21 protein-coding genes are annotated in these 22,175 nt (G+C 69.1%); 8 read left to right on the top strand and 13 right to left on the bottom strand.

Going from position 1 to position 22,175, the window contains the following annotated elements; genetic code table 11:
- Positions 1 to 73: 73 nt before the first annotated feature.
- Positions 74 to 361, top strand: a complete 288-nt coding sequence (locus MKD50_RS18775) for a GIY-YIG nuclease family protein (RefSeq protein WP_115699438.1) — start codon at positions 74 to 76, stop codon at positions 359 to 361.
- 60 nt (positions 362 to 421) lie between these two features.
- On the opposite strand, the gene MKD50_RS18770 is transcribed toward MKD50_RS18775, so the two are convergent.
- Together MKD50_RS18770 and MKD50_RS18765 are read right to left on the bottom strand one after the other, a co-directional pair.
- Complete coding sequence (locus MKD50_RS18770) at positions 422 to 844, bottom strand: organic hydroperoxide resistance protein (protein WP_018004795.1); 423 nt, start codon at positions 842 to 844, stop codon at positions 422 to 424.
- A 51-nt stretch (positions 845 to 895) separates the two neighbouring features.
- Positions 896 to 1,372, bottom strand: a complete 477-nt coding sequence (locus tag MKD50_RS18765; protein WP_115699439.1) for a MarR family winged helix-turn-helix transcriptional regulator — start codon at positions 1,370 to 1,372, stop codon at positions 896 to 898.
- 180 nt (positions 1,373 to 1,552) lie between these two features.
- On the opposite strand from MKD50_RS18765, the gene MKD50_RS18760 reads away from it, so the two are divergent.
- Entirely contained in the window at positions 1,553 to 3,019 is a 1,467-nt protein-coding gene (locus MKD50_RS18760; RefSeq protein ID WP_115699440.1) for a DegQ family serine endoprotease, read from the top strand.
- Between the two features lie 271 nt (positions 3,020 to 3,290).
- Positions 3,291 to 3,623 carry a hypothetical protein gene (locus MKD50_RS18755; RefSeq protein ID WP_018004792.1) on the top strand — a complete coding sequence of 111 codons (333 nt, stop codon included), beginning with the start codon at positions 3,291 to 3,293 and terminating at the stop codon, positions 3,621 to 3,623.
- 229 nt (positions 3,624 to 3,852) lie between these two features.
- Here MKD50_RS18755 and MKD50_RS18750 read toward each other — a convergent pair whose 3' ends face one another.
- The 3 genes from MKD50_RS18750 to MKD50_RS18740 are packed head-to-tail and all read right to left on the bottom strand — an operon-like array spanning position 3,853 to position 7,792.
- A complete protein-coding gene (locus MKD50_RS18750; RefSeq protein ID WP_252668153.1) occupies positions 3,853 to 5,823 on the bottom strand; it encodes a transglutaminase TgpA family protein in 1,971 nt (656 codons plus the stop codon).
- A complete protein-coding gene (locus tag MKD50_RS18745; protein WP_240071425.1) occupies positions 5,820 to 6,860 on the bottom strand; it encodes a DUF58 domain-containing protein in 1,041 nt (346 codons plus the stop codon). The genes MKD50_RS18750 and MKD50_RS18745 overlap by 4 nt, the downstream gene beginning before the upstream one ends.
- Before the next feature lie 5 nt (positions 6,861 to 6,865).
- Positions 6,866 to 7,792 carry an AAA family ATPase gene (locus tag MKD50_RS18740; RefSeq protein ID WP_115699442.1) on the bottom strand — a complete coding sequence of 309 codons (927 nt, stop codon included), beginning with the start codon at positions 7,790 to 7,792 and terminating at the stop codon, positions 6,866 to 6,868.
- A gap of 264 nt (positions 7,793 to 8,056) precedes the next feature.
- On the opposite strand from MKD50_RS18740, the gene MKD50_RS18735 reads away from it, so the two are divergent.
- Positions 8,057 to 8,878, top strand: coding sequence for a phytanoyl-CoA dioxygenase family protein (locus MKD50_RS18735; protein ID WP_115699443.1), 822 nt, complete (start codon positions 8,057 to 8,059; stop codon positions 8,876 to 8,878).
- Positions 8,879 to 8,894: 16 nt separating this feature from the next.
- Here the strand turns inward: MKD50_RS18735 and MKD50_RS18730 are convergent, their stop codons facing one another.
- Complete coding sequence (locus MKD50_RS18730; protein WP_112777222.1) at positions 8,895 to 9,734, bottom strand: IclR family transcriptional regulator; 840 nt, start codon at positions 9,732 to 9,734, stop codon at positions 8,895 to 8,897.
- 117 nt (positions 9,735 to 9,851) lie between these two features.
- The gene (locus MKD50_RS18725) at positions 9,852 to 11,462 is read right to left on the bottom strand and encodes an MFS transporter (RefSeq protein WP_252668151.1); all 1,611 of its coding nucleotides are present in this window, start codon (positions 11,460 to 11,462) and stop codon (positions 9,852 to 9,854) included.
- A 61-nt stretch (positions 11,463 to 11,523) separates the two neighbouring features.
- Between MKD50_RS18725 and MKD50_RS18720 the strand changes: the two genes are divergently transcribed.
- Complete coding sequence (locus tag MKD50_RS18720) at positions 11,524 to 12,510, top strand: LysR family transcriptional regulator (RefSeq protein ID WP_115699445.1); 987 nt, start codon at positions 11,524 to 11,526, stop codon at positions 12,508 to 12,510.
- Positions 12,511 to 12,558: 48 nt separating this feature from the next.
- On the opposite strand, the gene MKD50_RS18715 is transcribed toward MKD50_RS18720, so the two are convergent.
- Entirely contained in the window at positions 12,559 to 13,119 is a 561-nt protein-coding gene (locus MKD50_RS18715) for a YggT family protein (protein ID WP_018004782.1), read from the bottom strand.
- Between the two features lie 187 nt (positions 13,120 to 13,306).
- On the opposite strand from MKD50_RS18715, the gene MKD50_RS18710 reads away from it, so the two are divergent.
- Together MKD50_RS18710 and MKD50_RS18705 are read left to right on the top strand one after the other, a co-directional pair.
- Positions 13,307 to 13,765: a MarR family winged helix-turn-helix transcriptional regulator gene (locus MKD50_RS18710; protein ID WP_111521475.1), complete on the top strand. Its 459-nt coding sequence runs from the start codon at positions 13,307 to 13,309 to the stop codon at positions 13,763 to 13,765.
- Between the two features lie 131 nt (positions 13,766 to 13,896).
- Positions 13,897 to 14,556, top strand: coding sequence for a glycine zipper 2TM domain-containing protein (locus tag MKD50_RS18705; protein ID WP_115699447.1), 660 nt, complete (start codon positions 13,897 to 13,899; stop codon positions 14,554 to 14,556).
- 5 nt (positions 14,557 to 14,561) lie between these two features.
- Here the strand turns inward: MKD50_RS18705 and MKD50_RS18700 are convergent, their stop codons facing one another.
- The 3 genes from MKD50_RS18700 to MKD50_RS18690 all read right to left on the bottom strand — a co-directional run bounded on the left by MKD50_RS18700 (position 14,562) and on the right by MKD50_RS18690 (position 17,759).
- Complete coding sequence (locus MKD50_RS18700) at positions 14,562 to 16,109, bottom strand: acyl-CoA synthetase (RefSeq protein WP_252668149.1); 1,548 nt, start codon at positions 16,107 to 16,109, stop codon at positions 14,562 to 14,564.
- 120 nt (positions 16,110 to 16,229) lie between these two features.
- Positions 16,230 to 16,940, bottom strand: coding sequence for a dienelactone hydrolase family protein (locus MKD50_RS18695; RefSeq protein ID WP_115699449.1), 711 nt, complete (start codon positions 16,938 to 16,940; stop codon positions 16,230 to 16,232).
- Between the two features lie 102 nt (positions 16,941 to 17,042).
- Positions 17,043 to 17,759, bottom strand: a complete 717-nt coding sequence (locus MKD50_RS18690; protein WP_240071430.1) for a phospholipase D family nuclease — start codon at positions 17,757 to 17,759, stop codon at positions 17,043 to 17,045.
- A 218-nt stretch (positions 17,760 to 17,977) separates the two neighbouring features.
- On the opposite strand from MKD50_RS18690, the gene MKD50_RS18685 reads away from it, so the two are divergent.
- A complete protein-coding gene (locus tag MKD50_RS18685; protein WP_018004776.1) occupies positions 17,978 to 18,184 on the top strand; it encodes a dodecin in 207 nt (68 codons plus the stop codon).
- A 79-nt stretch (positions 18,185 to 18,263) separates the two neighbouring features.
- Here the strand turns inward: MKD50_RS18685 and MKD50_RS18680 are convergent, their stop codons facing one another.
- Positions 18,264 to 19,931: a ShlB/FhaC/HecB family hemolysin secretion/activation protein gene (locus tag MKD50_RS18680; RefSeq protein WP_252668147.1), complete on the bottom strand. Its 1,668-nt coding sequence runs from the start codon at positions 19,929 to 19,931 to the stop codon at positions 18,264 to 18,266.
- 188 nt (positions 19,932 to 20,119) lie between these two features.
- Entirely contained in the window at positions 20,120 to 21,526 is a 1,407-nt protein-coding gene (locus tag MKD50_RS18675) for a collagen-like triple helix repeat-containing protein (RefSeq protein WP_252668145.1), read from the bottom strand.
- Positions 21,527 to 22,175 lie beyond the last annotated feature (649 nt).

Below are 22,175 nucleotides of genomic sequence, written 5' to 3'. Positions count from 1 at the left end.
GGCGCGGCGAAAATGCCACGCTCGCCGTCGTGGCGAAGCCGTAATACCATTAACGCAGTCCTCCATTTCTATCATGTCTGCTGACTGCGCCTGGTATCTCTATCTGCTCGAATGCACCGGCGATTCGATTTACACCGGCATTACCACGGACGTGGCGCGCCGCTTCGCCGAACACCAGTCCGGAAAAGGCGCCAAATATACGCGCTCGCGCAAGCCCATCCGCGTGCTGGGCCAGTTGCGCTTCGCCACTAAATCTGAGGCGTTGAAGGCGGAAATCGAAATCAAACGCATGAGTTCCGCGCAGAAGCGGTCATTTTGTGCGCAGCTGCCGACCCTCGACCCGGACCAGCGGACAGCGTGAGATCAAGCAAAAAAGGCCCGCATCGCAAGCGCGATGCGGGCCTTTTCTTCGTGGCTTGCTTCAGACCACGGTCAGCGTGACGTCGATATTACCGCGCGTTGCGTTCGAGTACGGGCACACCTGGTGCGCCTGCTCGACCAGCTTCTCGGCCGCTTCGCGCTCGAAGCCCGGCAGGGAGATCTTCAGTTCCACCTGGATGCCGAAGCCCTGCGGGATCGGGCCGATGCCGACCGCGCCCTGGATCGATGCATCGGCGGGCACGTTGATCTTCTGCTGGCTGGCGACATAGCGCATCGCACCCAGGAAGCAGGCCGAATAGCCGGCGGCAAACAGCTGCTCCGGATTCAGGCCATTGCCGGCACCACCCATTTCCTTCGGCACCGCCAGCTTGGCGTCGAGCTGCCCGTCGGACGTGGTGGCACGGCCATCGCGGCCGCCGGTGGCGGTGGCATGGGCGGTATATACGACTTTCTCGAGTTTCATCTAAGGCTCCGGTTTGGTTGCCCGCATGGGCGCCATCATTAATGCCTGCCGTCAGTCCGGCAAGCTGGAATCGGTCCGCGCTTGTTCGAGCGTCGACCGCAGTGCATGCAAGCGCCGCGTCAGCGCCTGGATCTCTTCGACCGGGCATTGCGTGGCACATAACATCTGTTCAGGAATTCTCTCGGCGCGCTGGCGCAGTGCGCGGCCGGTGTCGGTCAGGCTGACCAGGACCCTGCGTTCGTCAGCCGCGTCCCGCGTGCGGGTGACCAGGCCTGTCGCGGCGAGCCGCTTCAGCAGCGGCGTCAGCGTGCCCGAGTCGAGTGCCAAGCGATTGCCAAGTTCCGAGACCGACAGCGTTTCCGTCTCCCACAAGACCAGCATCGCCAGATACTGCGGATAAGTAAGCCCAAGCTCACTTAGCAGTGGCTTGTACAACTTGGTCATCGCCAGCGAGCTCGAATACAGCGCAAAGCATAGTTGGTGATCCAGCAAAAGCCAGTCAGTGATGAGTTCGTTCTCGCGTTCCATACCGATATATTAAACACAATTAGATTGTGCGCAAGATAAATTTTCGGGCCATGGATCGGATGTGAGGGAGCAACCCGGATGACGGGCTTGGCCTTAAGTCTGTTTTAAGTCTTGGTCGCTAGCATGACGGTGTTGCGTCGCATCGTGCCGACGCCAGATGCTAAAAGGAAAGGATCACCTATGATGCGCCAGACCATTGCTCGCACCGCCATTGGTATCGCGGCCCTGGCCGCGCTCGGCGGCGGCTATGCTTATCTGCAGCGAGAAGTCATCACCCCTGGGTACGCGGCTCCCACCCCGGTGGTGGCAGCCGCCCAGCCGGCGGCTGCCGTCGCCAGGCCGATGGACTTCTCCGGCATCGTCACCCAGTACGGACCGGCGGTGGTCAATATCAGCGTGACCGCGCGCGCCCAGCGCACGGCGGTGCAGATGCCGCCCGGCATCGATCCGGACGATCCGCTGTTCCAGTTCTTCAAGCGCTTCGGACCGCAGTTCCAGGGGCCACAGGGCGGCCCGCAGCAACTGGTGCGCGGGCAGGGCTCGGGCTTTATCGTCAGCCCCGACGGGCTGATCCTCACCAATGCGCACGTCGTCGACGGCGCGCAGGAAGTGACCGTCAAGCTGACCGACCGCCGCGAGTTCAAGGCCAAGGTGCTTGGGACCGATCCGCAGACCGACGTGGCAGTGATCCGCATCGATGCCAGGGACCTGCCGACCGTGCGCCTGGGCGATCCGTCGCAGGTGCGCGTGGGCGAGCCGGTGCTGGCGATCGGCTCGCCTTACGGCTTCGAGAACACCGTGACCGCGGGCATTGTCAGCGCGAAATCGCGCTCGTTGCCCGACGACACCTATGTGCCGTTCATCCAGACCGACGTGGCGGTCAATCCCGGCAACTCGGGCGGTCCGCTGTTCAACCAGCGCGGCGAGGTGGTCGGCATCAACTCGCAAATCTACAGCCAGACCGGCGGCTACCAGGGCCTGTCGTTCGCGATCCCGATCGACGTGGCCACCAAGGTGCAGCAGCAACTGGTGGCGCACGGCAAGGTCACGCGCGGGCGCCTCGGCATCAGCGTGCAGGAAGTCAACCAGGCGTTGGCGCAGTCCTTCGGCCTGCCCAAGCCGACCGGGGCGCTGGTCAACTCGGTCGAGCCTGACAGCCCGGCCGCGCGCGCGGGCCTGAAGCCGGGCGACGTCATCGTGCAGCTGGACAACGACGTGATCGATCATTCCGGCGACCTGCCGGAGCACGTGGCCGATATCAAGCCGGGCACGCAGAGCTCGCTGAAGATCATCCGCAAGGGCCAGCCGATGACGTTGTCGGTGACGGTCGGCACCGCGCGGGACCAGGCGGTGGCGCAAAAAGCGGGCGGCAAGGAGGCCAACGGACGGCTCGGGCTGGCAGTGCGACCGCTGTCGCCGGCGGAAAAGCGCGGAAGCGGTATCGAAGGCGGACTGGTGGTCGAGGACGTGACCGGTCCCGCCGCGCGCGTGGGCATCCAGCCCGGCGACGTGATCCTGTCGCTCAACGGTACGCCGATCGCATCGGTCGATCAGCTGCGGACGCTGGTGGGCAAGTCGGGCAAGCAGGTGGCGCTGCTGGTGCAGCGCGACGATGCGCGCATCTTCATTCCGCTCGATCTGGGTTGATCCCTGTGGGCACCGCTGCGTGCCCGCAAGCCGTTAACCAGCAAGGCTTTGACGTCCTCGCGGGCCGTATACCCGCACGTATACCGACGCGTTTACGAGTGGGTATACGTGCAGGTATACGGCCCGCTAAGCCTTACGGGAGGCGGGATTCAGCGCAACGAACTGCTTACAGAAAGCGCGCCAGCAGGTATCATCTCGACTGCGATGCACGAAGCATGCGGCGGCAGCCCCCGCCGGCCCTGGTTCTGCTGAATCGACAAAGAGGAAGTCTATGCAGTTGGATTTCACCCGTGCCCCGATGCCGGGTACCGATAGAGCGCGGCGACTGACGTCCACGACGTCAGCCACCGGCTCCGCGCCGAAGCCCCGGCGGCGCAAGAAAGAGGTGGCCCCGCACTGGGAGCGCGGCTACCGTTCGCATTTCTACCGCAACGAGCGCGGCGACAAGCTTGGCGAAGTGCGCCTGTCCGAGCGCGGCGAGCTTCCGGTGGTCTACCACTGGGCCGCCGGCAATTACTCCGGCGCGGAAGGCTCGCTGGCCCACGCCCGTGCGCGCGTGGAAGAGACCATCGGTTTCGGCATGCGCCAGCTGTCGCTGTTCTGAGCAGGATCTTCGCCGGTGCCGCGTTCGCCGGCACTGCGACTCGTCCGCGCCCACCCTTCGCGCGCGGTGCCTTCGCTTCTCCCTGATCTTCCCAGTTGTTTCTGCAGTCCCCGAGCGTAGCCTACAGCCGGCATAGTTCCAGCCAGTCCGGCAATCAGTCGACAGATTTCCTCGCAAGCGATCAGTGTGACCTGCAGCGTGACCGGCGCGCCTTGGGTCCGCCTGCCTGTTATCGACGCAATGCCGCCGAGATTGCGCGGATGCCGGCCCGCATCGACGCCAGAACCTGCGCCTGCGTTGCGGCCGGCAGGTTGCCGTAGCGCAGGCTGACATAGGCGGCGCTGACGGCTGAGATCGCCTCGCCGGCGCGTGGCAATTGCGTGCTGGCCCGCGCCGCAAAGTCCTGCGGGCCTTCGGCCGGCGCGCGCGTGCAGCCATGGCGGGCGAGCACGGCGCAGAAGCGCGCATAGGCCGCGCCGACCGGATCCGCGGGCGCGCGCCGCCGCCACAGCGGCACCAGCGCCAGCAGGCACAGCATGCCGAGCACGGCCGCCAGCAACGGTCCGGCACCGGCGCTGGTGCCGAGCGCCTGCAGCAGTTGCTGTTGCCGCGCATGGTCGTACTGCAGCACCCAGCGCTGCCAGGTGTAGACCATGCCCTCATAGGCCCAGCGCAAATCCTTGAGCCATGCCGGCTGGCGCGACGGACGCCAGTCAGCGGCTTCGTTGCCGACCACCGCATCCAGCCCCTGCTCGATGCGGCTGGGCGCGACCGCGCTGGTCGGGTCCACGCGTACCCAGCCGCGGCCGTCGAGCCAGACTTCGGCCCAGGCATGCGCATCCGACTGGCGCACCACGTAGTGGTTGGCCATGGGGTTGTACTCGCCGCCCTGGTAGCCCGTGACCACGCGCGCCGGCACGCCGGCGGCGCGCATCAGGAACACGAAGCTGCTGGCGTAGTGCTCGCAGAAGCCGCGCCGGGTGTCGAACACAAAGCTGTCGATCTGTTCGGCGCCGAGCGGTGGCGGGGCGAGCGTATAGGCGAAAGGCGCCGCCGCGAACAGCCGCAGCGCGGCCTGCACGCGCGCCGCGGGATCGGCATGGCGCTGTGCCCATTGCGCGCCCAGCGCGCGGGCGCGCGGATTGCCGGCGGGCAGGCTCAGCGCCAGCCGCAGCGTGGCCGGCGGCAGCGCTTGCGCCGGGGGCGACAGCGTGGAATGCGTGCGATAGCGGATGCGCTGGTCCACCGCCCGGCGTGCCATGAACTCGCCGTCGGGCGTGATCGCGGCATCCGCGCCGGCGGACAGCGCCTGGCCGCGGTCGAGTACGAACAGCCAGCGTTGCCGGCTGGGCTCCAGCGTGATGCTGATGTCGATGCCCGCCGTGCCACTGTCGCGGGCGGCCGGGGCCAGTTGCTGTCGCCGCAGCCGCGACGGGTGCCAGGTGGTGCCGTCGTATTCCCACAGCACCAGCGCGCGCCAGTACAGCGCGGACGCGGGCAACGGCGGGCCGGCAATCTCGGCACGCAGGGCGATCTCCGGCGAACGGATCAATTGCCCCACGCTGCCCGGGCGCATGGTGTCGCTGATGCCGGTGGTGCCGCTCGGCGCCGACTGGGGCAACTGCCACAGCGGGTGCTCCAGGCGCGGGAACAGCACGAACAGCGCCAGCGCCCACGGCAGGCCCAGCAGCGCCATGCGGCCCAGCAGCGGCCAGATCGCCAGCCGGCTGCGCGCCTCGGGGTGATGCAGCAACAGCCAGTTGCGCAATACCCAGGCGCCGATGGCCAGGCTGTACAGCGCCAGCCAGAACGGCTGGTCGGACAGGTACAGCGTCAGCAGCAGGTAGAACGACAGTTGCGTGACCAGGGTCGCGTCCGACAGCGCGCGGCATTCCAGCAGCTTGAGGATGACAAAGGCGCCCAGCAACGCCACTGCCAGCTCGCGCCCGATGCCGCCGCCGTCCTGCCACACCAGCGCGCATGCCACCAGCAGCACCAGCATCGCGGTGGTGCCGAGCATCCAGCGCGACGGCAGCGGCGCGCGCCGCCGCCACAGCAGCCAGCGCCACGCCAGCAACAGCACCAGCAGCAGGCTGACCGCCACCGGCAGCGTGCGCGCCTGCGGCGCCAGCACCAGCGCCAGCTGGCCGAGCAGCAGGCCGTGGTCTTCATGTCGCAGCGGCCGGGGCGCGGGTTTCATGCGGGTTGCGCGGCGCGCGCTGTGCCAGGACGCTGCGGCCACAACGCCAGCGCCTCGAGACAGGCGCGCCGGTGGCTGGCGCCGCGCCCCGGCGGCAGTTCAATACCGGGCAGGCGCAGGCCGATCTCGGCCTCGTCGCCGGCGGCTAGCAGCCACGCGCACAGGCGCGACAGCCGGGCCTCGGCCTCCATGCCGGCGGGCAGCGCGTGCCAGTCCAGCCAGCGCGCCGGTTGCCGCGGCGGATCGCCGGCGCGGCTGAGCCAGCGGCCGGTGCGCGCGCTGTGCTTCCAGGCGATGCGGTGCAGCGGGTCGCCGCTGCGGTAGCGGCGCAACTGGTCGATGCCGTCGTCGCTATGCGCTGTGCTGGGGGCAGCGTGCGCGTCGTCGCCATGGTCGGGGCGGTGCGCGGGCGGCGGTGGTGGGGCGTCGGCTTCCGGCGCGGGGTAGACCAGCGTCGACAATTCCAGGTCCGCATGGCTCCAGACATGGAACAGGCCGAACGGAAAGCGGCTGGCAATCGTGACCCGCGGCAGCACCAGGCGGCCGCGGCGTGGCGCCGGCACGTGCAGCGCCAGCATGCCGCTGGCATTGGCATCCAGCGTCAGCGTCGCGGCGGCGACTTCCGGCATAGCCGGCACGCGCGCCTCGATGCCGATGCGCGCGTCGCCGCCGCCGCTATCGACGCGCAGATGGAAAACGGCGTCGTGCCCGGCATGCACTGCCGCCACCGGCCCCGCGGCCACGGCGAGGTCAAGCAGGTTGCGGTAGGCCAGCCACATGCATGACATGCCGATACCGGCGAGCATGAAAGTCAGCGCAAAACCCAGGCTGATGTTGTAGTTCAGCGAGGTCATCAGCATCGCGGCCAGCACCACCGCAAAGCCGACCCCGCCGCGCGTGGGCAGGATATAGAGATGGCGGCGGTCCAGCAGCACCACGCCGCCAGCGCCGCCCGCACCGCCACCAGGGCGCCGGTTTGCGGCGCGGCGCCGGGCGAGGCGTGGCGTGCCGCCGAGCACGCCCTTGCGCGCCGCCATGGCGCTCAGGGAATTGCCACGCCGGCCAGCAGCGCGGCCAGCTGGCCGTGGACGGCGGCGTGGCCGCCGGCGCCAGCCGGCAACAGGCGGTGCGTGGCCACCGCCATGAACACCGCCTGCACGTCTTCCGGCAGCACCAGGTCGCGTTGTGCCAGCAGCGCCCAGGCGCGCGCGCATGCCAGCAGCGCCAGCCCGGCGCGCGGCGACAGTCCCGCGGCAAAGCCGCCGTGGCTGCGCGTGGCCTGCACCAGCGCCAGCACGTAGTCGACCAGCGCCGGGCTGGCGTACACCTGCGCGGCCGCTTCCTGCAGCGCCAGCACCTGGCTGCCATCCATCACCGGCGGCAGCTCCGCCGCGCCGGCGCCACCCAGGTACAGCACGCGCTCGAAGGCGGGGTCGGGGTAGCCCAGCGACAGCCGCATGGTGAAGCGGTCCAGCTGGGATTCGGGCAGCGCATGGGTGCCAATCTGCTCCAGCGGGTTCTGCGTGGCGATGACGAAAAACGGCGTCGGCAACGCATGCGTGGCGCCGTCATGGGTCACTTGCCCCTCGGCCATCGCCTCGAGCAGCGCGCTCTGGGTCTTGGGCGGCGCGCGGTTGATCTCGTCGGCCAGCACCACCTGCGCGAACACGGGGCCGCGGTGAAAGCGAAATTCGCCGGCGTCGCGGACAAAGACCGAAACCCCGATCAGGTCGGCCGGCAACAGGTCGCTGGTGAACTGCACACGCTGGTAGTGCAGCCCCAGCGTGCGCGCCAGCGCGTGCGCCAGCGTGGTCTTGCCCACACCCGGCACGTCTTCCAGCAGCAGATGGCCGCGTGCCAGCATGCAGGCCAGCGCCAGCCGCACCTGTTGTGGCTTGCCAAGGACAATGCGGCCCAGTTGGGCCTGGGCCTCGGCCAGCGAAGCGACGATGCGGGGGCGTGCAGTCACGTGGGACCTCGGCGCGGAGCCTGAAAAAATCGCGGTGGATGCAGGAATTATCGGGCAAAGACCAGCGCATTGTAGCGGCGCGCACCGCAAGCGCGACCGTCTGTTGCCGTACGCAGGCGGCCGTCGACCCGGCGCGGTGCGCAGGCTGCGGATGCGGCGCCTGCGCCAGATGGCGCCGGTTCTGGCATCATGAGCCTGTCGGGCCACCGCGGCCCCTGTTCCTGTTTCCGCCTCTTCGCGCGGCCGTGCGCCGCGCCTGCTGCAATGACCTCGCTGGATCCCTGCGCCGACCTGCCCGCTTCCACCCTGTCCGCCGACGCCGGCGCGCTGCCGCGCCTGGTGCAGGCCTTCCATGCCAACGGTTTCGTGATCCTGCGCGGCTTTGCCGACGAGCCGGCGTGCGCGGCGCTGGAGGCGGTGACGCGCCAGCATCTTGCCGCGGCGGTGCCGCCGGTGGAGTTCGAGGCCGACCTCGGATATCCGGGCGCCCCGGCCGCGCGCGACGCCGCCGGCGGCGGCACGGTCAGGCGCCTGCGCCAGGCCTACGGGCGCGATGCGGTATTCCGCCGCTGGGCCAGCGATCCCAAGCTGGTCGCCGTGGTGCAGGCCTTGCTGGGCGAGCCCGCCCGCATCACGCTGGCGCATCACAACTGCGTGATGACCAAGCATCCGCACTACGGCAGCCAGACCGGCTGGCACCGCGATACCCGCTACTGGTCGTTTGCGCGCCCGGAACTGGTGACGGTGTGGCTGGCGCTGGGCGACGAGGACGAGCGCAATGGCGTGCTGCGCGTCATCCCTGGTTCGCACCAGGCGAAGCTTGAGCCGGGCCAGCTGGACCCGGCCGAATTCCTGATCGAAGCCCACCCGGCCAGCCAGCCGCTGCTGGATGCCGCGCAGCCGCTGGCGCTGCACCGCGGGGATGTGCTGTGCTTCGACAGCCGTCTGTTCCACGCGGCCGGCCGCAATGCGTCCAACGCGGTCAAGCTGTCGGTGGCGTTCGCGTATTTCGGCGCCAGCAACCGGCCGCTGGACGGCACGCGCTCGGCCGAGTTCGGCAGCGTGGAACTGCCCGCCGTGGTCTGATCCGGCGCGGCTGCGCTCAGGTGCGCAGCCCGACCAGCCCGGAAATCTTCTCGGAAGCTTCTAGCAGCGGCGGCAGGAAGCGCTCCAGCATCTCCTGCGCGCTGGTGCGGTTGGCCTGGCCGCTGATGTTGATGGCGGCGATGGTGTGGCCGGCGCGATTGCGGATCGGCGCGGCCAGCGATACCAGACCTTCCTCCAGCTCCTGGTCGTTCAGGGCCCAGCCGCGCTGGCGGATATCGGCGACGATGGCCTTGAGCGCGTCCACGTCGGTCACGGTGCGCCCGGTGCGCGCGCGCAGCTCGGTGGCGCGCAGCACGCTGTCGAGCTCGGGCTCGCTCAGCCCGGCCAGCAACACCCGTCCCATCGACGAGCAATACGCCGGCAGGCGGCTGCCGATCGACAGGTTGATGGTCATGATCTTGCGCGCCGGCACTCGCAGTACGTAGACGATCTCGGTGCCATCCAGCACCGAGATCGAGCAGCTTTCATGCACCTGCTGCGACAGCGTCTCCATGATCGGCTCGGCCAGGTTCCAGAACGGCATCGAGGTCAGGTAGGCGAAGCCCAGGTCCAGGATCTTGGGCGTGAGGCGGAACAGGCGCCCGTCGGCCTGCACATAGCCCAGCCCCACCAGCGTCAGCAGGATGCGGCGCGCGCCCGCGCGCGTGAGGCCGCTGGCCTGGGCGATTTCGGTCAGGGTCTGGGCCGGGTGCTGCGCGTTGAAGGCGCGGATCACCGACAACCCGCGCGCAAAAGACTGCACATAGCTGTCGCTCGGCTTTTCGGGCGTGGCGGCGCTGTCGGCGGTCGGCGATGCTGGCGGCGGGGTCTGGCGGGAATCGGTGGGACTGGCCATCTGCGTAGCCCGGCGCGGTTCGCCGGATTGGCACGGAAAGGCCGAAAGGGTAGAGGAAATGCCGAAATTGCGCCAGTGCCGGGCCCGCACAGGCCCGGTCCGGCCAGGACCCTGGCGTCAGCGGAAGCTGCGCTGCACCAGCACGAACACCGCCCCCGCCACGCACAGCGCGGCAAAGCCGTGCAGCAGGTCCATGCCGGCGAGCAGCGTGGCCTGCCGGTCGACTTCCTGCGACAGCTTGGCCAGTCCCGCCGCGGACAGCGCATCGGGCATCTGCAGCGCCGGGTTGAAGCGGGTGATGTGCTCGACCAGGTGGGTGCGGTGCTGCGCCAGGCCGTCCTGCATGAACACGCTCGCCAGGCCGGTTCCCATTGCCGAGGCGATCTGCTTGCACACGTTCTTGAACTGGTAGGCGTGCGAGAAATCCTCGACCGGCACTTCCAGGTAGGTCATCGACGCCACCTGCACCATCAGCAGCACCGGCGTCAGCCCTTCGAGCAGCACCACCGGCACCAGCGCGTAGTCCGGCGCGCCCGGCATCAGCTGGGTCGACAGCAGCATCGCCGCGCAGGCGTAGGCGACAAAGCCGATCGCGATCACGCGCCGCTTGCGGAACACCAGCGCCATGCCCAGCGTGATCACGACAGCGCCGATGGCGGAGACCGTGCCGCTGGTCGACAGCAGCATGCAGGTGGTGCGGAAGGTCAGCCCGAGTCCGGTCTGCGTCAGCGTCGGCAGCAGGAACGACCAGGCCGACGACAGCAGGTAGTACAGCGTGTAGAAGCCCAGCCCGTACAGGTACTGGCGCCCGGCCAGGCGCGAAAAGTCGATCCACGGATCCGGGTGCCGATACAGCCGCCAGCCGCTGAAGGCAAACAGCGCCACGCCGCACAGCGCGGCCAGCGGCATCTCCAGCGAACTGAAGAAGCGCGTGTAGCGCATCTCCTGCAGCGTATGCAGAAAGACCAGCGCGCCCAGCGCCGCGGCGATGGCGGCGGGCCAGTCCAGCGTCGACACCGGCGGGTGCGGATCGCGCGGCGCGCGCGTGGGGTAGGTCAGCGCCACCGACAGCAGCACCGGCAGCGCAATGCCGGCCTGGAACAGGAACACCGCGCGCCAGCCGATATCGTCCAGGAAAATGCTGGTCAGCCAGGGCGTGATCGCCAGCATCGAGAACGCGCCGCCACCGAAGCGCAGCATCAGCGGGGCGCGCTCGGCCGGCGTCGACACCAGCTGGACCAGGATGCGCGAGGCCGCGAACAGGCCGCCCGCGCCCAGGCCCTGCACCGCCTTGCCGCTGATCAGCCCGGCCGGGCTGGCAAACTCCGCGCAGATCAGCGAGCCGGCGATGAACACCAGCAGCGACACCATGGTGAAGCGCTTGTACGTGATGCGGCGCGCGAGCTGGTCCAGCACCATGTTCATCAGCACCGCGGTAGCGGCGTAGGCCGAGATCGCGTACAGGTAGTCTTCCGGCGCGGCGCCGACGCCGCCCTGGATATGCTGGCTGGCCACGCCCATCATCAGCGTGGAAGAGAAGTCGATGCCGGTCACCAGACCCAGCGTCAAACCGAACAATGAAAGACGCCAGTGGCCCATCTCGGGGTGACTGGCGATCTGCATGCGCGGGCGCTGGGAGCTAGTGGCCGCGAGCGCGGCGGGGGCGGGGATGGCTGGAATGGCGGGGGCTGGCGCGTCCGATCCGGCCTGGACAGGCGTTTGTTGCATCGCTCAAGCATAATGTAGGCCCACGGTCGAGAACTACAGGTTGTCAGGGAAACATTGTCCGGTGAACGAAACAATCCAATGGAATGACTGGGAGGCGTTCTGCTGCGTGGTCGAGCAGGGCACGTTCACGGCCGCGGCGGAGCAGCTCGACTGTCCCAAGTCGCGCGTGTCGGCCGCGGTCGCGCGGCTGGAAACCGCCATCGGCGCCAAGCTGCTGGAGCGCACCACACGCCGCATGCGCCTCACCGATGCCGGCAAGGCGGTCTATCGCGACGTCGCGCCGCTGTTCGCGCGGCTGCGCGAGATCCGCCAGGAAACGCTGGCGCGCGAGGAGCGCGTGCAGGGCGTGCTGCGCATCGCCACCCCCTATGAATTCGGCGCGCAGCAGCTCGGCGGCGTGATCTGCCGCACGCTGGCGGCACACCCCGCGCTGGATGTGGCGGTGGAAATCACCCAGGGCCTGGTCGACCCGATCCGCGACGGCTTCGACGTAGCTTTTGTCATCGTCGACGCCGACCTGCCCGACTCCGGCACGGTGGCGCGCCGCATCTACCACGTCGAACGCGGCCTGTTCGCCGCGCCGGCGCTGGCAGCCAGCCTGCCGGCGCAGCTGCGCCCGGAGGATCTGGCCAATATGCCGACGCTGACCACGCCCGGCGACACGGTGTGGGAATTCACCCGCGACGACCAGACCGTATCGGTGCCGATCCGCCCGCGCATGCAGACGCACAACGCCGAGCTGCGGCTGCAGGGCGCGCTGGCGGGACTGGGCATCGCGCGGCTGTCGGTGATCTATTGCGAGGCGGAGGTTGCACAAGGGCGGCTGGTGCGGGTGCTGCCTGACTATCCGCTGCCGCCGCTGCGCGTGTTCGCGCTGCTGCCGGACCGGCGCCTGCAGCCGCGCAAGGTGCGCGCCTTCATGGAAGCGATCGAATCGATGATGGTGTCGGAGCTGCCGCCGGAAGGGGATGCCGAGACGGCACGGGAGCCCGGGCCGGATGCCGCCGCGGACGGGCTGGCACCGGGAGAGGTGCGCACGGCGGGCTGAGGGCGCAGTCGGTGAAGAGCGTTGGCCGGTCCTGCGCCCCCGATTCCGTCAGTGCAGCCCGATGATGCCAGCGCCCAGCCGGGCGAGGACCATCAGCAGGATCTGCGCAATCACGAACAGCACCAGCGGCGAGATATCGAAGCCGCCCAGGCGCGGCACTACGCGCTGGATCGGGCGCAGCACCGGCGCGGTCAGGTGGTCGATGGCCGGGGTGATGGGCGAATGGGGGTTGACCCACGACAGGATCGCCATCAGCAGCGTGACCCACATCACCAGGCTGATGGACCACTTCAGCACATAGAGCACGGCGGTCAGCAGCATGGCGGGCACGAAGCCGGGCAGGTCGATGCCGCTGATCAGCGCGACCAGAGCCAGAAACACCACCGCGGTCAGCCACGCGGCCAGGATCGTGGCCCAGTCGATGCCGCCCACGCCCGGGATGATCCGGCGCAGCGGTCGCACCAGCCAGTCAGTGATCTGGAACACGCCCTGCGACACCGGGTTGCGCGTGGGCAGCCGCGTCAGCTGCATCCAGACGCGCAGCAGTAGCGCCATGCCGAACAGGGTAAAGACGGTATCCAGCAGGAAGAGAGCGATTTCCGAGAACATCGGTGCGTTTTCCGGTGACGGGTGAAGGTGTCTGCAACCGCACAGATTCTGCCATAGCCGGGAGCGCGCACGGCGCAAACCGGGATCGGCTGCCGGCGTGCCGCGCGGCCCCTATAATTGCGAGCGCCCGCCGCGGGCGTGCGCGGATTGCCGCGTCTTCATTCTCTTTTCGCGTTTTTTGCCGCCCATGCCCAGCAAGTCTGCCTCGTCGCCGCAACCCGCCCCGCTCAGCAAGGCCGACTTCGAGGCACTGTCCGACTTCCGCTACCAGTTGCGCCGCTTCCTGCGTTTTTCCGAAGACGCGGCGCGCGAGGAAGGGCTGACGGTGCAGCAGTACCTGCTGCTGCTGCATATCCGCGGCTGCGCCGACAAGGACTGGGCCTCGATCGGCGAACTGGCCGAGCGCCTGCAGGCCAAGCAGCACGGCGTGGTGGCGCTGGTCAATCGCTGCGAGGCCGCCGGGCTGGTCAAGCGGCGCCTCAACCCCGAAGACCGCCGCGTGGTGCAGGTGCACCTGACGGCCAAGGGAGAACGCTACCTGAACCGGCTCGCCATGCTGCACCGGACCGAACTGGAATCGCTGCGCGGCGCGTTCCGCGTGGCCCGCATCACGCAGTTCAACGACGACGGCGCGGAGCGCGGCTGAGCGCTGCCACGCCGGTACCAGCGGCCGTTACAGGCGGTTACCAATCACAAGCTCCGGTGACACCCGCCCGCCGCCGGCGGCCCTAGACTCGCGCGCATTCCCCAACACGCGCAGCGCGCAGGAGTCCTGACATGTCCATCCCCTTTCGTTCGGTTGTGCTTGCGGTGCTTGGCGCCGGTGCGCTGGCCGGGTGCGCCACGCCGTATGGCTACGACAACGGCTATGGCGCGGGGTATGGCGGGGGCTATGGCAACACCGGCTATGGCAGCACGGGCTACGGCAGCGGCACCACCATCAGCGGTTACCCGCAGCAGGGTTACCCGCAACAAGGCTATCCGCAACAAGGCTATCCGCAGCAGGACTACCCGCAGTCTTCGTATCCGCAGCAGCCGTATCCGCAGCCGTCGTATCAGGACGGCAGCTATGGCAACGGCTACGGCAACCAGGCCTACGGCGTGCGCTACGGCTGGGTCGAGGGCATCGAGGTGGTGCCGGGCCAGCCACCGTCGACCAGCGGCGCGGGCGCCGTGGTGGGCGGCATCGTCGGCGGGCTGCTGGGCCACCAGGTGGGCGGCGGCCGCGGCAATACCGTGGCGACGATCGGCGGCGCCGTGGCGGGCGCGGTGGCCGGCAACGAGGTCGAGAAGCGCACCGGCACCAGTGCCCCGGCCTACCGCGTGCGGGTGCGCACCAGCGACAACGCCTACCTGACGCTGACCCAGGCCAACGCCTACCAGATGCGCATCGGCGACCGCGTCAGGATCGAGAACGGCGTGGCCGTGCCGTACTGAGCGCGTCAGTCCGCGCCGAACAGCTGCGCGTAATCCTCGCGCAGCTGGCGCTTGAGCAGTTTGCCGGCGGTATTGCGCGGCAGGTCCGCGACGAACACGATGCGCTTGGGCACCTTGAAGGGTGCCAGTGCCTGGCGCGCATGCGCGATCAGTTCGTCCTCGGTGGCGGCCTCGTGGCCGCGCTTGCGCACCACGCACGCCGTCACTGCCTCGACCCACTTCGGATGCGGCAGCGCGAAGACCGCCGCTTCGGCCACCGCGCCATGGGTGTACAGGCACTCTTCCACTTCGCGGCTCGACACCAGCACGCCGCCCGAGTTGATCACGTCCTTGATCCGGTCCACCACATACAGGTAGCCCTCGGCATCCATGTAGCCGAGGTCGCCGGAATGGAACCAGCCGCCGGCGAAGGCCTGGGCGGTCTGATCCGGCTTGTCCCAGTAGTGCGTCAGCAACTGCGGCGAGCGATGCACGATCTCGCCCAGCTCGCCCGCCGCCACATCCTGCAAGGTTTCATCGACGATGCGGGTCTCGACGTTCAATACCGGCCGCCCCGCCGAGGCCGGACGCGCGGCGTGCTCGTCGGGGCCCAGCACCGTGGCCAGCGGCCCGATCTCGCTTTGCCCGTAGCAGTTGTAGAAGCGCAGCGCCGGCAGTTTCTGCTGCAGCTCCAGCAGCACCGGCACCGGCATGATCGAGGCGCCGTAGTAGGCCTTGGTCAGCGCGCCCAGCCGGGCCGGATCGAACTCCGCATGGCGCAGCAGCGCGATCCATACCGTTGGCGGCGCAAAGAAGCTGGTGATGCGCTCGGCGTGGATGGTGCGCAGGCAATAGCCGGCTTCCGGGCTATCGGCGATCAGCGTGGTGCCGCCGCACAGCAGCAGCGGCATCAGGAACACATGCATCTGCGCCGAGTGGTACAGCGGCAGCGCGGCCAGGGAATAGTCCGACGCGCGGATATCGCAGGCGGCAATGGTGCTGACGTACTCGGCCAGCAGTGCGCGATGCGTCAGCACCGCACCCTTGGGCGCGGAGGTGGTGCCAGAGGTGTACAGGATCTGCGCGGGCGTGGTGTCGGCAAGGGCTTCGGACACCGGCACGGCGGGGCCGTCGGCGGCAGCGGCGAGAATATCGGTGCGACCATCGCCGCCATGCAGGGTGCCGCGGACCTTGCAGGGCAGCCCGTCGACGCGGTCGGCCAGCGCCGGGTCCGCAAAGATCGCGCTGGCGCCCGACTGCGTGACGAGGTACTCGGCTTCGGCGCGCGTCATGGAGAAATTCACCGGCACATGGATCAGGCCGCTGCGCAGGCAGGCCAGCCACAGCAGCACATAGGCGTCGGAGTTCTTGCCAAAGGCGGCAACCCGGTCGCCGGGACGCAGGCCCCACTGCGCCAGCGCGCCGGCGATGCGCGCGGTGGCGTCATCGAGCTGGCGGTAGGTCCAGGACCGCTCGCCGAAACGGATCGCGGTCTTGTCCGGACTGCGCCGCACCGCGCGGGCCATGGCGTCGGGGATGGTGTTGCGCAGGGCGCGCTGCTGCTCTGACTGCATGGTGGTCTCCATCGTTATGGTTGGGGTCCAGCAAGTCTTGAAGCCAAGCGCCGAGGATAAGGCGTGCCGGCTTGCCATGGCAAGCCGGCGGCCCTGGGGGGCAGGGGCGGGAGGGGCGGACTACAGGGATGCCGACAGGAACACCAGCGCGCGCCCGTGCGCCAGGGCGGCGCTGGGCTGGTGGTAGGAGCCGCGCGCCCAGCAGTTGAAGCCGTGGTCCGCCTGCGGGTAGACGTGGATCTCGGTGGCGGGTTTGCCGGCCATCGCGTCGCGCACGGCCTGCACGGCGTCGGACGGAATATGCGCGTCCAGCGCGCCGTAGTGGAACTGCACCGGCACGCGGATGTTCGCGGCTTCCTGAAGCTGGTTCTGGATGCCGCCGCCGTAGAAGGGCACGGCCGCATCCACCAGACCGCGTGCCGCGCTCAGGTACGACAGCAGCCCGCCGAAGCAATAGCCCACCGCGGCCACCTTGCCGGCACCGGTATGCTGACGCAGCACCTGCACCGTGGCCGCGATGTCGTCGAGCGCGGCCGCCACGTCCACGCCCTTGCGCAAGGCCATGGCGCGCGCCATGTCGTCGCCCTCGTAGCCCAGTTGCACGCGCGGGGCCTGGCGCCAGAACACGTCCGGCGCGAGCACGGCATAGCCGTCGGCGGCGTACTGGTCGGCCACCGCGCGGATATGCTCGTTTACGCCAAAGATTTCCTGCAGCAGCACGATGCCCGGCGCACCAGGCTGCACGCCCGCCGGCGGCAGGCTCAGATAGGCATCGAAGCTGCCCGCGGCGGTGTCGACGCGGATCCATTGGCTGTCGGGAATGGCTGTCATGGCGAAGGGTTCTCCGGAAAGGGCTTGGCAGGGGTTGCCGCAATGTCAGCCCGCCAGTGTGCCACCACGCGTCGCATCGTGCAGGCGGCCGTCGAGCTGCCTTCAGTACGCGCGCGACTGCCGGTAGCGCTTGTGCCAGTTGTCGGTATAGGCCTTGACCACCGCCGCGTCGCCGCGGATCAGCATGCCGTTCTCGGCATTGCGCTCCTGCGCCGACTTGGTGAAGTTGAAGGAGCCGGTGAAGACCGCCTGGTCGTCGAACACCATCACCTTGTTATGGGCGATCGCGGGCTTGTTGTCGATCACCACCGGCACGCCGGCGTGCTTGAGGAAGGTGGCGCTGGTATAGCGCTCGCTCTGCTGGCTCTTGTCCAGGATCACGCGCACGTCGACGCCGCGCCGGTGCGCCTGCGCCACGGCCTCGGCAATCGGCGCGCTGGTGAACGAATAAGCCTGGATCAGCAGGCGCTGGCGCGTGCTGCGGATGGCATTGATCAGCAGCGCCTGGCAGCTCGCGCCATCCGGCACGAAGCACAGCGTGTAGCCGCTGCCATCGGCAAAGGGCTTGCTGGGCAGCGGCCTGGCATCGGGGGGCTGGGCCGGTTGCGCGGGCTTGCCGGTGCGCGAGGGGAAGTGATTGGCGATGGCCTCGTTGAAGGTCTCGCTGATGCTGTCGGCGATGGTCTCGGACACCTGGTCGAAGGTCGAGGCCGAACGGGCATGCGCCAGCAGCGCGAAGGGACTGAACGAAGTGAAGGCCGACAAGGCGGCGGCCAGGCCCAGGCCCAGTACGGCCCGGCGAATGAAGCGATAAGTCACGGCGGATCCAGGCGTTGGTGAAGGACAGCGTGCGCGCGCCGCGCGCCGCACCTGTCCGGGGCGGGACGCAGCGTAGCAGCCGCATACGCCACTGGCAAAGCGGGATTGTGTAACAGGATCTGTGGCGCCTACGGCGTCGCGCCGCGGGCTTGGGACTATCCGCGGCCGGCGCCTATGATGGATGCAACCCATGCGGCCGCGGCCGCCAAGGAGAAGCAATGACGAACCACACCTACAAGCTGGTCGAGATCGTCGGCTCTTCGCCCGACGGCTGCGACCAGGCCATCCAGAGCGCCATCGCCAAGGCCGGCGAGACCATCAAGAACATCGACTGGTTCGAAGTGGTGGAAACGCGCGGGCATATCCAGAACGGCAAGATCGCGCACTACCAGGTCACGTTGAAAGTGGGTTTCCGCGTAACCTGAACCCTGGGAACGCCCGAAAAAAATCCGGCCGGCGCTGAACTGCCGCCGGCCGTGCAGGGAACCTTCAGGAAGCCAGCGCTCAGTCGAACTGGTAGGAATAGATCATGTTGATGCGCGGCGAGCGGCGGCTGGCATTGGTCGGCTTGTCCCCGACCGGCTGCGCCAGCGACAGGTCCAGCGTGTAGTAGCGCCGGTCCGAGAAGCGCGCGCCGAGCGCCACCGACGACAGGCTGCGGTGCGACAGCGACACGCTGTTGGAATACACGCGCGCCACGTCGGCGGACACATAGGGCTGGATCGTGCGCAGGTAGGTCAGGTCCGGCAGGAACAGGCGGCTGATTTCCGCCGAGGCGCCCCAGCCCTTGTCGCCCGCGACTTCGCCGGCGGGGTAGCCCAGGCCGAAGAAGCGTCCGCCAAAGCTGATCTGCTCGCCCGAGGCCAGCCGGTCGCCGCTGTACTGGCCGGCGGCGGCCAGGGTCAGGCCGAAGCCCGCGGGCAGGTCCTTCGATTGCGACAGCAGCAGCCGCGTGCGGAAGAAGCTCAGGTCGTTGGCGTTGTTCTGGCGGCTCGCGCCCATTGCATCGAAGCCCTTGTACAGGCCCAGCGTGGCGTTGCGGCTGACGCCTTCGCCGCGTTGGACGTAGGTCAGCTCCGCGGTGGCCACGCGCACGTTGGTGCCGAGCGTCACGCGCGTGCCGGTGGCGGTATGGGTATAGCGCTCGAACTGGTCGGCGCCGTAGACGCCGCCGGTCAGCGTGAGCGTATGCGCGTTGGATAGCAGCAGCGGATAGCTCAGGGTGCCGCCGATGCGCTTGGTATCGTTGACATAGCGCGGGTTGAAGCCGATCGGCGCCAGCGTCGCGTTCTGCGGCACGCCGCGGTAGTGCGAGGCATTGAGCCGCGCGACCATGCCTTCGGTGCCGATCGGCTGCGCATAGCTGGCGGCGTAGAATTCCTCGCTGTCGCGGCCCTTGGGGAACAGTGCCGACACCGAAATCTGCTCGCCCAGCGGCGTCAGGCTGTTGGTGGTGGCCGTGGCGATGGCGCGCAGGCCCGGCGACATGTATTCGATGCCGGTACCGAAGGTAAAGGGCTTGCGCTTGACCTCGAGCACCATCTCGCAGGCGCCGTCGGTGGTGGTGGGCGGCTGCACCGTGGCCGCCACATGCAGCCCGGGCTGCAGCGCCAGCGCGTTGACGTAGTGCTCGAAGCGGTCCTGGCGCAGCGGGCGGTCCTGCTGCAGCTTCTCCGCGATGGCGCGCAGGCGGCGCTCGGCCGGGCCCGCCTTGCCGGTCACGGTCACCTTGGCGACGTAGCCTTCCACCACCGTGACCAGCACATCGCCGTTGGCAAAGTCCTGCGCCGGCACGAACGCGAACGACAGCGGATAGCCGCGCTCCTTGTACATCTGCGTCACCGCATTGGCGGCTTCCAGCAGCTGCGCCACCGTGATCTCGCGGTTGGCCAGCGGCTTGAACTGCGCGGCCACTTCCTCGAACGGCAGCGTCTTCGCACCCTCGATGCGAAAGCGCCGCGGCGTCAGGCGCGCGTTGAGCAGGTCCTGCATGGCGGGCTGCGGCCGCTCGACCTGCACGGTCACGCGGCTGTCGGGCCGGGCCGGCGCAATCTTGGGAAGCGTCTGGGTTGGATCGCCCTGGACCGGGCTGCGCGGATCGGCCTGGACCAGGCCGTGATGGAACGCGCCGACGCCGACCAGCAGCGCGGCAACGCGATGACGTGCACGCATGGCAAAACCCCTGTAAGAAACACTGCGGCTATTGACGTCGCGTGCCACCCGCGTGGGGATTGCCGCTACCCCCGGACGCCTGCTGGCCGATCCTGCCGGTCCAGCGCGTGGCCGCTACGTTGAATCAGGTGAGCACCGCTGCCCGCGATCGCAATCACGCGATCGCCGGGGCAGCGGCCAAGGGAGGACTACTTCTGGCCGAGCGCGCCGGTCAGGCCGCCGAGCAGGCCGCCGACCAGGCCACCGACGGGGCCGGTGGTAGAGCCCTTGGTGGTGGTGTTGCCCGCGGTGGTGGTGGCGCCGCCGGTCACGGCGGAGACGACATTGGTGACGGGCGCCAGCGGACTGGCGGTGCCGGTGCCAGCGCTTGCGCCGCCAACGCTGCCGACCACACCATTCACAACGCCGCTCACCGCGCCGGTGACCGGGGCCAGCGGCGTGCTGGCCGTGGCGGAGGTCAGCCCTCCGGTGACGTTGCCGACCAGGCCGGTGACAGGCGCCAGCGGCGAACCCGTGCCGCCGGCGCCTGCCCCGCCTGCCAGCCCCCCGGCCAGCGTGGTAACCGGTGCCAGTACCGGACCCAGCGCGCCCAGCCCGCCGCCGCTGGCGGGGCCGTTGACCGCGCCGCCGAGCGAGGCCACCGTGGTGCCGGTGGCGTTGACCACGCCGCCGACGCCCGCGACCACCGGCGTGTTGGTCTGTTGCAGCCTGGTGCCGGCGGTGGCCAGCGCGCCGCCCACGGTCGCGAGCAGGCTGCTGGTCGGGGCGCCCAGGCCGGTGGCCGCGCCCAGTGCCTGCGTGGTGCTGGTCAGTTGCGAGGTGATCGGCACGATCAGCTTGCTGGTGGTGATGGTCACCTGCTCGACCGCGCCGCTCGACAACACCGAGGTCAGCGTCCCGCCGGTGTTGCCGACGGTATTGCCCAGCGTGCCGACCACCGCGCCCAGCGGCGACGTCAGCGGCGCCAGCGGTGCCAGCTGGCCGGTGCCCAGGCCGCTCACCGCGGTGCCGGCGCTGGTCACCGCCTTGCCCAGTTCGGTCACCACGTTGCCGGTGCTGGCGACGGTGGTGCCGACCGGGTTGGTCGAATTGGGCATGCTGCCCAGCCCGGCTTGCAGGCCCGTGGCCAGCGCGCCGACGGCATCGCCGGTCGCGGCCACCACGCCGCCCAGCCCGCTTTGGGTCTGGCCCGGCAGCAGCGGCAGGTTGGCGTTGCCAAGCTGGTTGCCGAGGTCGCTGACGGTGCTGCCCGTATTGCCCAGCACCGTGCCGGCGTTGTCGATCACCGTGGCGGTCGGGGTCAGCGCGGTGGGCGTCTCGCCACCGCCGGTATTGCCGCCGGTGTTGCCGCCATTGCCGCCGCCCGTGCCGCCGCTGCCGCCACCGGTGCCGCCCGTGCCTCCGGTACCGCCACCGGCCAGGTCGGTGCCGCCACCGGTTCCGCCGGTGCCTGCATTCGTGCCGCCATTGGTGCCTCCATTGGTTCCTGCGGTATCGCTGGTGCCCATCGAGGTCGAGCCGCTGCCGCTGGCGCAGCCACCCAGGGCCAGCAGGGTTGCCAGGAGTGCCGTTACGGCGAGTTGTTGTTTGCGCATGGTCTGTTCCTTCATTCCCGTCGTTTCAATCGCTCGGCCGCGCAACGCGTTTGTCTGCTGCGTGCGGCGGTGACGGTGATGGCGCAATCGGTATGCCAGCCGTTTGGCGCGCTACCGCACAGACCCCGCCGAAGTCGGGGGTGGTACCCGCGAAGCCTTGCGGCATGCGGCCTGCGCGGTGTCCGCGGGAAGCGCCGCGAGGTGCGCCGGCGCGTTGGCATGGAGGGCGTGGCGCGTTACGCGTTACGTAACGTGTGTCGTGCGCGGGGAACAAACCAGCATCGGCGAAGCGGTGCGCGCCCAGCCGACGCGGGCCTGCCACGCCGCCGCTGCGTGTTCCCGCGTGTACGGAACACGTTACGTAGCACGTAACGCGTTTCGCCCTGCCGCGGCACCGTCCGCGCGCGCTTCGCCGCCACCCCGGTCCGCCCTGCAAGCCGCGCCGCGCAAGGCATGCGGGCAGTTCCCCCGTCTGTGCGCCAGTCCACCTTGCCGCGCTGGCACGCGCCTTGCCATTCGCTATCCCGACGCGCCGACGATTTCGCGTTCCACCGTGTTGCCATGGCTGATGGGGATGGCAGGCAGGTCGAACAAAGCGGGACAACCGGGCGCTCGTCGGCATTCCATGCGGCGGTTCACAAGAAAAGAC

The organism is Cupriavidus mimosae (assembly GCF_023952485.1).
GTDB lineage: Bacteria > Pseudomonadota > Gammaproteobacteria > Burkholderiales > Burkholderiaceae > Cupriavidus > Cupriavidus taiwanensis_C.
Note: the sequence above shows the minus strand (reverse complement) of the source record. Positions and strands in the feature narration are given on the sequence as shown.